At 64.8% G+C, this 14,501-nt stretch carries 13 protein-coding genes; 9 read left to right on the top strand and 4 right to left on the bottom strand.

The window, feature by feature from the left end; translation table 11 throughout:
* Positions 1-44: 44 nt before the first annotated feature.
* Genes wzm through BH93_RS02250 form a run of 4 tightly spaced genes read left to right on the top strand, consistent with a single transcriptional unit; the run spans position 45 to position 3,553 of the window.
* Positions 45-926 carry a galactan export ABC transporter permease subunit Wzm/RfbD gene (gene wzm, locus BH93_RS02265; RefSeq protein ID WP_032381189.1) on the top strand — a complete coding sequence of 294 codons (882 nt, stop codon included), beginning with the start codon at positions 45-47 and terminating at the stop codon, positions 924-926.
* A 16-nt stretch (positions 927-942) separates the two neighbouring features.
* A complete protein-coding gene (wzt, locus tag BH93_RS02260; protein ID WP_170944878.1) occupies positions 943-1,743 on the top strand; it encodes a galactan export ABC transporter ATP-binding subunit Wzt/RfbE in 801 nt (266 codons plus the stop codon).
* A complete protein-coding gene (gene glfT1, locus BH93_RS02255; protein ID WP_037174766.1) occupies positions 1,727-2,638 on the top strand; it encodes a galactofuranosyltransferase GlfT1 in 912 nt (303 codons plus the stop codon). The genes wzt and glfT1 overlap by 17 nt, the downstream gene beginning before the upstream one ends.
* A gap of 51 nt (positions 2,639-2,689) precedes the next feature.
* Positions 2,690-3,553 (top strand): TylF/MycF/NovP-related O-methyltransferase, encoded by an 864-nt coding sequence (locus BH93_RS02250; protein WP_037174767.1) that lies wholly within the window; start codon positions 2,690-2,692, stop codon positions 3,551-3,553.
* Here BH93_RS02250 and BH93_RS02245 read toward each other — a convergent pair whose 3' ends face one another.
* From BH93_RS02245 to BH93_RS02230, 4 genes are all read right to left on the bottom strand, one after another.
* Positions 3,554-5,446, bottom strand: a complete 1,893-nt coding sequence (locus BH93_RS02245) for a glycosyltransferase (RefSeq protein WP_037174768.1) — start codon at positions 5,444-5,446, stop codon at positions 3,554-3,556. It lies immediately after the preceding gene.
* 111 nt (positions 5,447-5,557) lie between these two features.
* Positions 5,558-6,391: an alpha/beta fold hydrolase gene (locus tag BH93_RS02240; RefSeq protein ID WP_037174770.1), complete on the bottom strand. Its 834-nt coding sequence runs from the start codon at positions 6,389-6,391 to the stop codon at positions 5,558-5,560.
* Entirely contained in the window at positions 6,388-6,993 is a 606-nt protein-coding gene (locus BH93_RS02235) for a TetR/AcrR family transcriptional regulator (protein ID WP_037174771.1), read from the bottom strand. The genes BH93_RS02240 and BH93_RS02235 overlap by 4 nt, the downstream gene beginning before the upstream one ends.
* Positions 6,990-8,777 carry an N-acyl-D-amino-acid deacylase family protein gene (locus BH93_RS02230; RefSeq protein WP_037174772.1) on the bottom strand — a complete coding sequence of 596 codons (1,788 nt, stop codon included), beginning with the start codon at positions 8,775-8,777 and terminating at the stop codon, positions 6,990-6,992. The genes BH93_RS02235 and BH93_RS02230 overlap by 4 nt, the downstream gene beginning before the upstream one ends.
* Positions 8,778-8,909: 132 nt before the next feature.
* Between BH93_RS02230 and BH93_RS02225 the strand changes: the two genes are divergently transcribed.
* From BH93_RS02225 to BH93_RS02205, 5 genes are read left to right on the top strand one after another with little or no spacing between them, the layout of a single operon-like run.
* Positions 8,910-11,192, top strand: a complete 2,283-nt coding sequence (locus tag BH93_RS02225) for a hypothetical protein (protein ID WP_242459100.1) — start codon at positions 8,910-8,912, stop codon at positions 11,190-11,192.
* A 14-nt stretch (positions 11,193-11,206) separates the two neighbouring features.
* The gene (locus BH93_RS02220) at positions 11,207-12,262 is read left to right on the top strand and encodes a glycosyltransferase (protein ID WP_197914624.1); all 1,056 of its coding nucleotides are present in this window, start codon (positions 11,207-11,209) and stop codon (positions 12,260-12,262) included.
* The gene (locus BH93_RS02215) at positions 12,259-13,200 is read left to right on the top strand and encodes an NAD-dependent epimerase/dehydratase family protein (protein WP_037174773.1); all 942 of its coding nucleotides are present in this window, start codon (positions 12,259-12,261) and stop codon (positions 13,198-13,200) included. The genes BH93_RS02220 and BH93_RS02215 overlap by 4 nt, the downstream gene beginning before the upstream one ends.
* Positions 13,197-13,664: a GtrA family protein gene (locus BH93_RS02210; RefSeq protein ID WP_037174774.1), complete on the top strand. Its 468-nt coding sequence runs from the start codon at positions 13,197-13,199 to the stop codon at positions 13,662-13,664. Before BH93_RS02215 ends, BH93_RS02210 begins: the two co-directional genes overlap by 4 nt.
* A complete protein-coding gene (locus tag BH93_RS02205; protein WP_032381098.1) occupies positions 13,661-14,497 on the top strand; it encodes a glycosyltransferase family 2 protein in 837 nt (278 codons plus the stop codon). Before BH93_RS02210 ends, BH93_RS02205 begins: the two co-directional genes overlap by 4 nt.
* The last annotated feature ends 4 nt before the right edge of the window (positions 14,498-14,501 follow it).

Genomic DNA, 14,501 nt, shown 5'->3' with positions numbered 1-14,501 from the left:
CTGCGGAATGAGCTAGAGCGTTTCGACAGGTAGTGTCGACCGTCGTGTCGGCACCAGCGAAGGATCCCGAGAGCGAGGCAGGAGAACAGATGCCTGCTCCGGTTTCGGACTCACAGACTTATCGGCGCGCGTTCGGCGATCTGCGAACCGGTTTCAATCAGCGCGAACTGTGGCTTCATCTCGGCTGGCAGGACATCAAGCAGCGTTATCGACGGTCGGTGATCGGTCCGTTCTGGATCACCATCGCCACCGGCGTGCAGGCCATCGCCATGGGTCTGTTGTATTCGGTACTCCTGGACATCGACCTGCGCTCGTTTCTGCCGCACGTCACCGTCGGTCTGATCATCTGGAACCTCATCAGTGCCGCGATTCTCGAAGGCGGAGACGTCTTCGTCGCGAACGAGGGTCTGATCAAGCAGCTGCCGAGCGCGCTCAGTGTGCACGTGTATCGCCTGGTGTGGCGTCAACTGCTGCTACTCGGCCACAACATGTTGATCTACGTGATCATCATCGCGATCTTCTGGCCCGAGGGTGGGCTGCACTGGACCGTGATCTTCGCGATCCCGGCGCTGGTGCTGATCCTGCTCAACGCCGTGTGGGTGTCCATCCTGTTCGGCATCATCGCCACCCGCTACCGCGATATCGCCCCGATTCTCGGCAGCTTCGTGACGCTGATGTTCTTCATGACGCCGATCGTGTGGACCACATCGGGCCTGCAGCAAATGGGCGGCGAGGCCGCGAACCGCGCCAAGCTCGTGGAGATCAACCCGCTGTTCCACTACCTCGACATCATCCGCGCCCCGCTGATCGGCGAGGATCAGCAGGCGTACCACTGGTACATCGTGCTCGGCTTCACCGTCGTCGGCTGGGCGCTGGCCATTCTCGCTCTCAAGAAGTACCGGGCCCGCGTGCCCTACTGGGTTTAGGGGTCAGCAGTTGTCCATCAGCATCAGTACCCATGACGCATGCGTCGACTTTCCGATCTTCGACGCCAAGACGCGGTCACTGAAGAAGGCATTCCTCGGCAAGGCCGGCGGTGCCATCGACCGCAACTCCTCCGACGTCGTCGTCGTCGAAGCACTCAAGAACATCACGATGAACCTGAAGGACGGCGATCGCGTCGGACTGGTGGGTCACAACGGCGCGGGCAAGTCGACGCTGCTGCGTCTGCTCTCGGGCATCTACGAGCCGACGCGTGGCAGCGCCACCATCCGCGGCCGCGTCGCGCCGGTGTTCGATCTGGGCGTCGGTATGGACCCGGAGATCTCCGGCTACGAGAACATCATCATTCGTGGCCTGTTCCTCGGCCAGACCCGCAAGCAGATGCTCGCGAAGATGGACGAGATCGCCGACTTCACCGAACTCGGCGACTACCTCGACATGCCGCTGCGTACCTACTCGACAGGTATGCGGGTGCGCGTTGCGATGGGCGTGGTCACCAGCATCGACCCCGAGATCCTGCTGCTCGACGAGGGCATCGGGGCCGTGGACGCCGAATTCATGAAGAAGGCGCGTCATCGGCTGCAGCAGTTGGTGAAGCGCTCGGGAATCCTGGTGTTCGCCAGCCACTCCAACGAATTCCTGGCTCAGCTGTGCGACACCGCGATGTGGATCGATCACGGCCAGGTACGGCAACAGGGCGGCATCGAGGAAGTGGTGCGGGCATACGACGGCGACGACGCGGGCGATCACGTCGCGCAGATCTTGAAGGAGATCGAGCGGGAAGATGCAGCCGGTGCCTGACCGGATCATCGGGGTTATCGTCACGCACAAGCGGCGCGAATTGTTGGCTCTCTCGCTCGAAGTGATCGGTGCGCAGACGCGTCCGCTCGATCATCTGGTCGTCGTCGACAACGCCGACGAGCCCGCTGTCCGTGAGTTGGTGGAGTCGACGGCCCTGCCGACGACGTACCTGGGCTCGCAGCACAATCTCGGCGGCGCGGGCGGGTTTGCCCTCGGCATTCTGTATGCGCTTTCGCTTGGTGCTGATTGGGTGTTTCTCGCCGACGACGACGGTCGCCCCGAGGGACCGAAGGTGCTCGAGACTCTGTACGACTGCGCCCTCGCCCACGGCCTCGACGAGGTCTCCCCCGTTGTGTGCGACATCGACGATCCGGACCGGCTGGCGTTCCCGCTCCGCCGCGGCGTCGAGTGGCGCCGGCTGCGGTCGGAGTTGATCGACCCGGAGAATCCGAACGACGATCTTCTGGAGGGTATTGCGTCGCTGTTCAACGGTGCGCTGTTCAAGGCGTCGACGATCGATGCGGTGGGCGTGCCCGATCTGCGGCTGTTCGTGCGCGGCGACGAGGTGGAAGTGCATCGTCGGTTGCAACGCTCGGGCCTGAAGTTCGGCACGTGCCTCACCACCGCCTACGTCCACCCCAATGGGGCCGAGGAGTTCAAGCCGATCCTCGGTGGACGGATGCACACGCAGTACCCGGAGGATGCGACCAAGCGGTACTTCACCTACCGCAACCGCGGTTACCTGATGTCGCAGCCCGGCATGCGAAAGCTGTTGCCGCAGGAGTGGATTCGGTTCACCTGGTTCTTCCTGATCACCACTCGCAATCCCAAGGGACTGGCCGAGTGGTTCCGGCTGCGCGGGCTGGGGCGTCGGGAACACTTCCGCCGACCCTGACGCTGCCTCCAAGGGGTGCGCGCACCCACGTGATACCGCTACCGTGTGCCCATGACGGAACCTCGGAAGCTCGCGGATCGCATCAAGTCGTCGGCACGGGAGAAGCTTCAACGAGCGATCGGCGAGGTTCTGGCACAGCAGACCGCCCAGCTGGCCGAGCAGACCAACGATCAACAGGCGAAATTGCTCGACGTCCTCGAACGCCAGCGTCGCGAGATCGACGACCTGCACGCCTTCATCCGCGGTCTCGAGATGCGCATGCGTCGCGACATCCCCTATGCCTCCGACGTCGAAGCTGCCGCGCAGAGCGCCGAGTTCGCCGAAGAGATGATGCCGCAGGCCCCGACCTTCCTCCGGCCGCACGCCACGCTGCGCTTCGCACTCGGCGAGGTCTCCATCCGCGGCATGGCCCTCGAATTCGGTGTTGCCAGCGGCACGACGCTCGAGATCATCGCCGAGGAGTTGGCGTCGCGCAAGGACATCACCGTCGTCGCCGGCTTCGATGTGTTCTCGGGCCTACCCGAGACGTGGCGTACCGGTTTTCCGAAGGGACTGTTCGAGCAGGAGAGCATTCCCGAAGTGCCGGGCGCGCAGATCGTGCCGGGATTGTTCGAGGATTCTCTGCCGGGCTTCCTGAAGGGCCACCACGAGAAGCTGGCTTTCCTGCACCTCGACGCCGACCTGTACTCCTCGACGGTCACCGTGCTGGATCTGGTGGCCGACCGACTCGCAGTGGGCACCGTCATCGTGTTCGACGAGTACTTCAATTTCCCCGGCTGGCGCAACCACGAGTACCGGGCGTGGACGGAATTCGTCGCACGCACCGGCACCGAGTTCGACTACCTCGGCTACACCGCCGACAACGAACAGGTCGTCGTGCGGATTCGTACGGCACCCAGGCTTCGATCGAACTAGCTACTGCCCGTAGAGGCGAGCCCAGTTCTCTCGGCTCGTCAGCTTCGGCACGGCGGCACGGTACGACGCGGCAACCGTCGGCGTCTCGGTGCGCAGACGCTTGAGTGCGGTCACTCCGCGCTTGAGCAGCTCGGACGCATGTGCCTTGTTGCGCTTGCGAACTCGGACGCCTTCTTGCGAGCGGTCGGTGACGATCGCGTGCGAGAACAGCGAGACGTGCCACCAGTGCGCGTCGTCGGCCGAGATGGCGACGGGGCCGGGGTTCACCGTCCCGCGCCACTGATTGAGCACTCGCTTGGCAAGCACGGCGAATTCCATGCTCTTCTTCGGGTGCGGTCCCGCAGGGGTGATGAACATATCGGCCGGACGCACCCCGGGAACGTCGTTCGCGTTGTGCCGCTTCGTTTCTCCGTAAGCGGCACGTTCGCGTCGGATCGAACCGGCGGCGTCCATACCGCCGTCGAGCAGATTGTCCGGGCCTGCCAAGAAGTCTTCGACGGCCTTGATCAGCGTGTACGCCATGCCGTATTGCATCGACACCAGGTAGCGGAGCAGGTCTGTGAAGAGTTGCTTCGCGAGCGTCTTACCGTCGAGTTCGATGTGCAGGGCGGCGGTGATCATGCCGTTGCGCAGGTTGAAGTAGCGGTGCCACTCGTCCCAGTCCTTCCACGCGAAGTCGGCGTGCCAGACGGCCGCACCCGGGAGCGTGACGGTGGCGAATCCGTTTGCGCGAGAGCGGTATCCGTACTCGATGTCATCCCACTGGAAGAACAGCGGCAACGGGTACCCCACCTGTCCGACGATCTCGGACGGGATGAGGCACGACCACCAGCCGTTGTATCCGGCGTCGACACGGACGTCCTGCTGGCGCTTGCGCTTGAACGCACTCTTGTCCGAGATCGCGTTCTTGACGTGGATTCCGGCTTCGAGCTTCTGCAGGTTCGCCACCTCGGCACCGACGTGCACACGGTCGGGGTGGAGCAGGTACAGCATCTGCGCGCCGATGATGGCGGGCTCGATGGTCATGTTGGCGAACGAGTTCATGCGCACGATCGCCTCGGGCTCGCACAGCACGTCGTCGTCCATGAAGATCACGTTGGCCGGATCGCCGCCCTTGCCCTGTACCTCGTAGAGGCCACGGGTGAAGCCACCTGCACCGCCGAGGTTGGGCTGGGTGATGTAGACGAGCTTGTCGCCGAGCTCGGCCGCCACGCGCTGGAACTTCTCCCGCGTCTGCACCTGATCGGTGCCCTGATCGATCACGTAGACGTTGTCGACACCGAGCAGCGCAATCGGGTCGTCCGCCATCGCGGCAACGGTGTTGGCGCAGTCGTCGGCGCGGTTGAACGTGCAGATCACCACCGAGGTGGGTCGCAGCTTCTCGGGCGCGGCGACGGTCCACTCGGCGTCCTGCACCGACAACTCGGTCGACGTGGTGGTGAAGCGGACGTACAGCGCGCCGCCGTCGAGGAACTGCGTGGTGGCCACCGGTACGGCCAACTGAGTCGACGCGTTCGCGGAGTCCACCGTCGTGCTGGCCATCGTGCGCTCGTGGCCCTTGTAGTCGGTCGCAACCAGATCGACTCGGCCGGCACCGGAGACGTTCGCCTGGAAGACCACCTCGGTGACCGAGGTCCACCGCTGCCAGTAGCTGGCCGGGAACCGTCCGAAATAGCTGTTCGTGTGCAGCACGCTGCGCTTGCCGATCCGCGCGCCGGTGCGGGTGCGTTCGGCATTGCCCTTGCCGACGGAGCTGTACATATCGGCACTGACCAGGGGCGACGGGCCGTCGAACAGAAGTCTCTGAACAGTCAGCTCGGACCGGCTGTCACCGCCGGAAGAAGCGGACACATCCGATGCGGAGCCGAGACGATCGAGAGCAGTGCCGTCCATACCGAGAAATACCCCATCCAGTTCGAGTAGTGGCTCTGTGAGGCCGTGGAGAGAAGAAGACCACTGACCATGGTTGCACAGCCCACGGCCGAACCGTCCGACGCTCGCCGTCTACTCCGCGTCCCGAACCCTGTCCATCAGCACGCGAGCAGCATCGACCGGGTGTGTGTACGGCCACCAGTGGCCTGCGTCGACCTGGACGACGCGCAGGTCGGGGATCCATCGATCCAGACCGTCGGTGAGGTTCGGCGACAGCATGCGGTCGTGTGTAGGAGCCACCACGGTGGTCGGGACGACGCACCGCGCAGCAGGCCCGCGGAGCACACGCCGCAGCACGTTCGCGCGGTACAGGGCGATGCCGCGCTGTTGGTCGGCCACCGTCGGGGTCGGGTCACCCTCGGCACCCAGTCGCGCCAACAGAGCAGGTACCCGGGTGCCGACCACGGGCAGGTGAAACCCGAAGACGTACCAGGACCGTGCCAGCTGCCCGATGAGCGACGGCCAACGCTGCGGCCGCACCAGCCGCGTCCGCGCGACCTGCCGCAAATGATCCAGACTGGGCCCCGACACCGACGTGTACGACGCGAAGGCGGTGGTTGCCCGAGGAGCGGCCATCGCCTCCCACATCTGGACCGACCCCCAGTCGTGAGCAAAGACGTGCACCTTGCCGGTGAGCCCCGGAATCGACTCGACCACCGCGAAGGCGTCTCGCGCCAGCTGCTCGATGGCAACGTCCGCCGCAGGCTCGAGCACGGCCGCTCCGCTGCCTCGCGTGTCGTAGGCGATCACCCGAACCGTATCGGCGAGCTCGGCGATCAGCGGATCGAACACGTGATGATTGTCGGGATAGCCGTGCACCAGCAGTACCGTCGAGCGCGCGGACGGGTTTCCGTATTCGAATACGGGAAGCTCGGCACCGGACGTGCGTACCGTCCAGCCCGTCATCCTGCGTCCGTCAGGGCGTGCAGAGTGCCACCGCGCAACAGGTGAGCAATCATTCTCAGCCGCATGGCTTCCTGCTCGGGCTGCGGATGGACCACGGCCGCCAACGCCTCACCGTCGAGTAGATGCACCACGGTGAAGATCACCGTTTCCAGATGCCGTGGATCGATCACGCCGGCGACCGGTAGCGCTCGTGCGAGTTCACCTATCTGCTCGTGATATCGAACAGTGAACGGCTGCAGTCTCTCTCGTAGCTCCTCGTCGCTGCGGGCGGCGGTCAGCAGCTCGTACCAGGCCCCGTTGATCGGGGCGCGGCACGCAGCCCTGAGCAGTTCGAGGCAGTGCTCGATCGACGCGCTGCCGAAACCGGACAGGCCGCGGCGAAACTCCACGAACTGACGTCGGCGAACCTCGTCGGCCGCTGCGACGATCAGGTCGAGCCTGGTGTCGAAATGCCGAAACATGGCACCGGACGACACCCCCGCGCGGTTGACTATCTCGCTGACACTGGTTGCGGCGTAGCCCTTCTCGCACAACGACGCAATGGTCGCGTCGAGCAGTTTTCCGATGGTCTCGGTGCGGCGCTGCTGTTGACTCGGGCTCACACACGCTCCCGGCGACGAGGAGCCGTTGAAGTGCCTGCCCGCAGGAAGCTACCTGCCCGCTCCGACACACCGAACCACGGCGCAAAGGTGCCGCCGGAGAACACCACTCGGCCCGCGACCAGGGTGGCGGTGACAGCGCGGTCGTTGCGATTGACCATTCGACTCAGGCCACCGAACTCCGGCATGGTCTCCTCCCGGTAGGCCAGGACCTCCTCGTCCAGACCCTTCGGGTCGATCACGACGATGTCGGCACGATCGCCCACCCGAAGGTGTCCGGCGTCGACACCGTAGAAGTCGGCCAACTCGCCGCTGAGCTTGTGCACCGCCTTTTCGACGGTCATGAACGGCCGTCGATCGTTGCGTGCGTCGTGCACGCGGTGCAGCAACCGGATGCCGAAGTTGTAGAACGCCATGTTGCGCAGATGCGCACCGGCATCGGAGAATCCCACGGTCACCCCGGGCTGATTGATCAGCTTGTCCATCTGCCGCTTGCGATGATTGGCAACCGTTGTGTGCCAGCGCAGCTTTCGGCCGTGCTCGACCACCAGATCCAGGAACGCGTCGACCACGTGCACACCACGCTGGGCCGCGACCTCCGCGATGTTCTTGCCGACGACCGACGCGTCGGGGCACTCGGTGATCTCGGCGTCGGCGAAGTCTCGATGCCAGACGCGTGAGCTGAACTTCTTCTCGAAATCGGCACGGAACCAGCGGCGGTAGGCCTCGTCCGAGAGCAACTCGTTGCGGCCCAACTCTTCTCGTAGATGAAGAGCTGCACGGCCGGAGCCGAACTCCTCGAACACCACGAGGTCGATGCCGTCGGAGTAGACGTCGAACGTGGTGGGCAGGTGCTGCCAGCGGAACTGCCCCTTGCCCGGCCCGTTGACCATCCGAGCGAGTGGACCGAAGACACGATGAATCCAGGGCGACGCCTTGGCGTCCGCCGCGGCAAGCAGCGAGATCTTGAGCGGAGTGCGGCCGATCCCGGTGGCCGAGGCGAGGAAGAACAGCATGTCGTACTTGGTGTTCAGGTTCGGGATGCTCTGCAACAGCCGCCCGCGTCGACGCAGAATCTTGTGGAGTGCACGGAACTCACTCCACCGCGCGTACGAGGACGGCAACGACCGAGACCGGTACCGATCCCCGTCCAACTTGTCCCACGGGTTCGTCATGGTCGACATTCCGAGCAGCCCGGCATCGAGTGCCTGCTCGAGCGCGTCGGACATGGCGCGCCATTCCTCACGGGTGGGCTTCTGACTGCGATCGGTCGAGCGGTCCAGGCCCATCACGTGCGCGCGCAGATCCGAATGACCCACCAGCGCTGCGATATTGGGGCCGAGAGGCAGCCGCTCGAGCGTTGCGATGTACTCGTCGGGGCTGTTCCACGTCTTGTGCGTATCGACCGCTTTGAGCACATGATCGCGCGGCAGCGCCTCGACCCGACTGAACAGGTCTGCGATGTCGACCGGGGTGGAGTAGAGCGTCGACAACGAACAGTTCCCCAGCAGAACCGTCGTGACCCCGTGCCGGACGGACTCCTCGAGACCCGGCCCGACGAGCACCTCGGCGTCGTAATGGGTGTGTACGTCCACGAAGCCCGGCGTGACCCACTTGCCGGTGGCATCGACCACCTCGGTCGTCGCGCCCGCCTCGAGCGGTGTGGCCGACACGGCCCGCACGACACCGTCGACGATGCCCACATCCGCTCGCACTCCCGGGCCGCCGGATCCGTCGTACACGGTGCCGCCGGTGATGACGACGTCAAAAGGGATGTTCGCGTTCATGTGACCTCCGTCATAGGATGCCGACACTCTAACTTAGAGAGTGATCACTCGCAATAGCCGCGTTGCTGCAGACATCGGCGTCGTGCACGACTCGACGTTTCGGTTACCGGGCACCTCGAGAGCTAGAGTCGGGTGTCTTTGCCCGAACTCACGGAGTTGACCTTGCCCACCACGGATACCCAGATCGCGCGCGGCTCTCTGCCCGACGGCAAACGAGAGCGCCTCGTATGGGGCGCGGCGATCGCCGCAGTCGTCGTGTTGGGCTATCTCCTGATACTCAGCGTCGACCCGCGCTTCTTCTACATCGACGACACCGAATCCGGAGCCATTCCCAACTGGCTTCAGCTCGGGCGCATCATGCGCGACGGCCACTTTCCGTCCCTCGTGCTCGATCAGTGGATGGCGGGCAACTATCCCGTCGAGGGCCAGGGCGGTCTGTGGAACCCGGTGCAGATGGCGATCAACTACATCTCGCCGTCCATCGACGACCTGGTACTGCTCGCAACGGTGGTCAAACTCGGCTTCTCGATCCTGCTGGCCTGGGGCGTCTATCGCGTCGCACTCACCTACGGAGCGCGCGCCAACTGGGCCGCCGTCGCGGGCGCGAGTGCACCGTTCGTCGGCTTCACCCTGTTCTTCGAGAACACCTCGTGGGTGACCGCACTCATCGGCACCGCGTACATCACCAACGCGTGGGCGAGCTCGGTGAAATACGCCCGCGGCCGCAGCGGCCCCATCGTGCCGTTCGTGTTCCTCTACCTGGCCATCAGCGTGGGTTACGTACACGCTGCGGTCATGGCCGGCGTGATGATCGGCTCCGTCGCGATCGGCGAACGCCTGTTCCAACGCCTGTGGCGTCCCGCTCTGACGGTGTGCAGTGTCGGTATCGCAGCGGCCGCGTGCGGGGCTGTGACCTTCCTCCCTGGAGTACTGACCTCGGCGGTCACCTGGCGCAGCGGTGACGAGGGAACGTTCAACGACAACTTCCTGACGGCACCGTGGTCGGAATCGCTGACCGCAAGCATCCCCACGGCCGTGACGAGCATCGAATCGTGGGCGGGCGAGACCACCGAGTCGCCGGTCACCTACATCGCCTGGTTCGTCGTCCCCGCGCTCGCGTTCATCGCGTGGCGTCGGGTGCCCGCGGCCTTGCGTGAGCTGGCCGCACCGCTGATTCTGCTGGCGTTCGCGCTGGTCTTCACAGCCGGGCCGAGCGACATCGGCCCCATCCGCTGGCCCGCGCGCATCCTTCCCTTCGTCGCCATCGTCGCGCTGATTCTCGTGGTCACCCTGATCAGTCGATACGGAACTCTCGACAAGCTGCGGCCCCGGCTGCTCGCGGCCGGTCTGTTGACACTGGTGTTGTTGCTGCGCGCCGGCTCCTCGGGACCGGAGTTCTTCGGCCGCCACATCCTCGCCGCGCTGGCGATCCTGCTCGTCGGCGCACTCGCGCTGCTGCTGGCCCACCGCTTCTCCACCCGGGCGACGGCAGCGCTGCTCCTCGTCACGATCGCGCCGGTTGCGATGTACCAGGTGGCAACCTACGAGCCGCCGTTCGACAAATGGTGGCTGCCCGCATCTCAGTCCGAAGCCAAGGCGCAATTCCCGCAATGGCAGGGCTCGACGTTGCAACTCGGCAGCCGCGCTCTGACCGAAACTCAGGCCGACGGGCCGGACGACCCCCAGCTGCCGTGGCACTCCCAGGTGTACGGCAACTCCGCCAAGGTCATGGGCCTGGACTACGTCAACGCCTACACCCCCGTCGGCTACCTCGATTTCGCCAATCTGCTGTGCTTCGAGCACGAAGGATCGACCTGCACGGACGCCTTCGGCCGACTGTTCGAGATCGAGCCGTACACCGGCAAGACCTACGCGGATCTGATGCAACTCGACCGCGTCGTTCTGCAGAAGCTGCAGTATCCGTTCGCGGATTCCCAACCCGCGCCCGCAGGCTGGCAGTGGGTGACCGCACCCACCCCCGAGTCGGCTCGCCAGGTCTTCGTCCTCGAACGTGTCGACGGGCTGATTCCCTCGACGTCCGGACGCGTCGTCGCGACGGTGGACGCCACAGCCGAACCCCGCAGCTCCGACGCCGACTCCGAGCACGTCGACGTCAGTGCACCCGACGGCGGAAGCGTCGTCTTCTCGCGGTTGGCGTGGCCCGGGTACACCGCGACGCTGAACGGTGAAGAGCTGCAGACGAAGGGCTTGGCCGACATCTTCCTGTACGTCGACCTGCCGCCCGGCACCGAGAACGCGGACCTCGAGATCACCTTCCGGCCGCCGGGTGAACGCCTCGGACTGGCCGCGATGGCAGGCGGAGTGCTGGTGCTGATCGGCCTGGTGGTGCTCGATGTGCGACGGCGCAGAAGCTCGAGTTCTCCGGAGTTCGGCAGTACGACGTCCAGCAGATAGGCTCAGACCTCGTGATGTCCGACGACGCTGCTACTGCTGATCCGCACCGCATTTCCATCGTGGTTCCGGTCTATCAGGGCGAGCGGACACTCAGCGCGTTGATGGACGAGATCATTCCGTTGACCCAGGTGGCGCACACTCCCCTCGGCCGGCCGATGATCGTCGAAGAGGTTCTGCTCGTCTTCGATCACGGACCCGACAACTCCGCTGCCGTCATTAGGCAGCTCACCGCTGCGCACACGTTCGTTCGCGGCGTATGGCTCAGTCGCAACTTCGGCCAACACCCAGCCACGCTCGCCGGTATGGCATCGAGCGGCGGCGAGTGGATCGTCACCATGGACGAGGACGGTCAACACGACCCGGCGGCCATCGGCGGCATGCTCGATACCGCCCTCGACCGGCAGTCCACCGTGGTCTACGCCAAGCCCACCAATGTCGCACCGCACGGATTGTGGCGTAACGCCGCCTCCCGCGGTTCGAAGTGGCTGATTGCCAAGGCTCTGGCCGGGGACAACACCGTCGACTACCAGAGCTACCGCCTGGTGCTCGGTGAAGTCGGTCGTTCCGTCGCCGCGTATGCCGGTTCCGAGGCCTACCTCGACATTGCACTGGGGTGGATCGCAGGCGACGTCTCGACGAGTCCGGTCGCTTTGCGGGAGGAAGTTGATCGTCGATCGGGTTACCGACTGCGGACACTGCTCTCGCACTTCTGGCGGATGGTGCTCTCGAGCGGCACCAAGGGACTGCGAATGGTCAGCTTCATCGGCCTCGCCTTCGCGCTGCTCGGCCTGATTCTCGTGGCCTACGTGCTGATCTCGTACTTCGTGTTCGATTCGGGTGCCGAGGTGCGAGGCTGGGCATCGACCATGGTGATCCTGCTGTTCGGCTTCGGGGCAACCCTGTTCTCACTCGGAGTAGTGGCCGAGTACGTCGGCGTCAACGTCAAGACCGCCATGGGTAAGCCGCCGTACCTGATCGTCACCGATCCCGGAAACGGCCCACTCGGACGCACCGCGCCTGCAGAATCAGTCGAGAATTCACAGTCGACCGACAACACACCCTCGACGTGACCGCGACGCACACCTGGATCGTCGGCAGCGGCGGCCTACTCGGCGCAGCAGCGACCCGGGAGGTGCAACGCCGCGGGCATCGCGTGCACACCAGCACGATCCCTTGGACGAACAAGGCATTGGCCGAAGAAGCTCTGCTGCAACGCTGTTCGGAATTTTTCGACTCGTTCGACGACGGTGCATGGAACGTGATCTGGGCCGCGGGTGCGGGTGTGAACGGCACCAGCGCAGCGCAATTCGCTCAGGAGAACGAGCTGATTCGCACAGTCCTCTCGCGCATCGAAGCAGTAGCCGCCGAACGCGCCGACACCGGAACGGTCTTCCTCGCCTCGTCCGCAGGCGGCGTGTACGCGGGCGCACTCGGAGCGCCGCATCATGAAGGAACGCAGCCGGTTCCGTTGGGCGACTACGGCTTCGCGAAGCTGCAGTCCGAAGCCATCGCGACCGAGTTCGGTGAACGCACCGGCATCAATGTGGTGATCGGCCGCTTTGCGAACCTCTACGGCCCGGGTCAGAATCTCGCGAAACCGCAAGGCCTGATCTCACACCTGTGCCGCGGATACCTGATGGCCTCGCCCGTATCGATCTTTGTGCCAATGGATACGCTGCGCGACTATCTCTACGTGTCCGACGCGGCCGAGATGGTGGCCGACACCCTCGAGATGTCTGCCGGGCAACACCTTCCGCCGACGGTCAAGATCTTCGCCTCCGGTGAGGCCGTCACGATCGGTTCGATCCTCGGAGCGTGCCGGACAGTCTTTCGCCGACGGCCGAACGTGGTGCTCGCGGCATCTCCCCTCGCCGCCTTCCAAGGCCGCGATCTGCGACTGCGGTCGACGGTCTGGCCGGAAATCGATCGTCGCACCCATCGAACGTTGCCTGCAGGCATCGCGTCGACGTTGTTCGCGACGCGTCAAGCATTGGCGGTCGGCCGATGACCGAATCGCAGACTCCCGCTCCCCCGGCCGGCATGAGCGGTGCGCCCGGGCCCCTGATGCGCATCGTCAAGAATCAGAAGATCGCATTCCTGCTCGTCGGCGGCGTCAACACCGGGTTGGGCACCGCGTGGTTCATCCTGTGGCAGTTGCTCATCGGTGAGCAGTACGGCTACCACGCCGCCATCGTCCTCGGCTATCTGTGCAACGTGCTGTGCGCGTTCGCGATGTACCGCTACCTGGTGTTCCGCGTGCGCGGGCACTTCCTGCGAGATCTGCTGCGGTTCTTCGTCGTCAACTTCGGCGCGTTCCTGGCGAACATATCGTTGATGACCATCGCCGTATCCGTGCTCCACTTTCCGCCCATCCCTTCACAATTGGTCGTCACAGCAGTGATGGCAGTCGTCAGCTTCTTCGGCTACCGCGACTTCTCGTTTCGCAGAAAGAGCCAGGCCCCCACACCATGACCCCCCGTGTTTCCGTCGTCGTCCCGGCGTACAACAACGCCGAATACCTGGCCGAGACCATCGATTCGATTCTCGCCCAGACGTTCACCGACTTCGAGCTCGTCATCGCCGACCACTCGTCGACCGACGACACCCTCGCCGTCGCGGAGAAGTTCGACGACCCCCGCATCCGTGTTCTGACGACCCCGGCCGGTGGTGGCGCACAGGCCAACTGGAACCGCGTCACCGAGGAAGCCACGGGCGATCTGATCAAACTGGTGTGCGGCGACGACACCATCGCGCCCACCGCGCTGGCCATCCAGGTGCAGGCATTCGACGACAACCCGGCCGCCGTTCTGGTCGCCTCGCAGCGCACCCTCATCGACGCCTACGGCAAGACGGTCATCGCCGCCCGCGGGCTCGGCGGACTGCAGGGAAGGGTGTCGGGGCGAGTAGCGGCAAGAACTGCAGTTCGAGCCGGTGCCAACATCTTCGGTGAGCCCGGCGGCGTGATGATGAAGCTGTCGGAGCTACGCGACATCGGACTGTGGGACAACAGCCACCCCTATCTGATCGACCAGGCCACCTTCATCGCGGTCGCCCTGCGCGGCGACATCGTCGCCATCCCACAGCCACTGGCGTCGTTCCGCATCAACTCGGGACAATGGAGCGTCGAGCTTGCCACCCAGCAGGCCCGTCAGGCGGCGGACTTCCATCGCTCGCTGCAAGCAAGCGATCCGACGTTGCTGTCCAACGGCGACGTACGCATCGGAAACGCCAAGGCTCTGATGACGTCGTTCATGCGTCGCGCGGTGTATCTGCTACTGCGCCACCGGATGTCGCGCAGCAGCTAGTCCA

Origin of the sequence: Rhodococcoides fascians A25f (assembly GCF_000760935.2) — a bacterium.
GTDB lineage: Bacteria > Actinomycetota > Actinomycetes > Mycobacteriales > Mycobacteriaceae > Rhodococcoides.
This window is presented reverse-complemented; position numbering and strand designations above follow the sequence as displayed.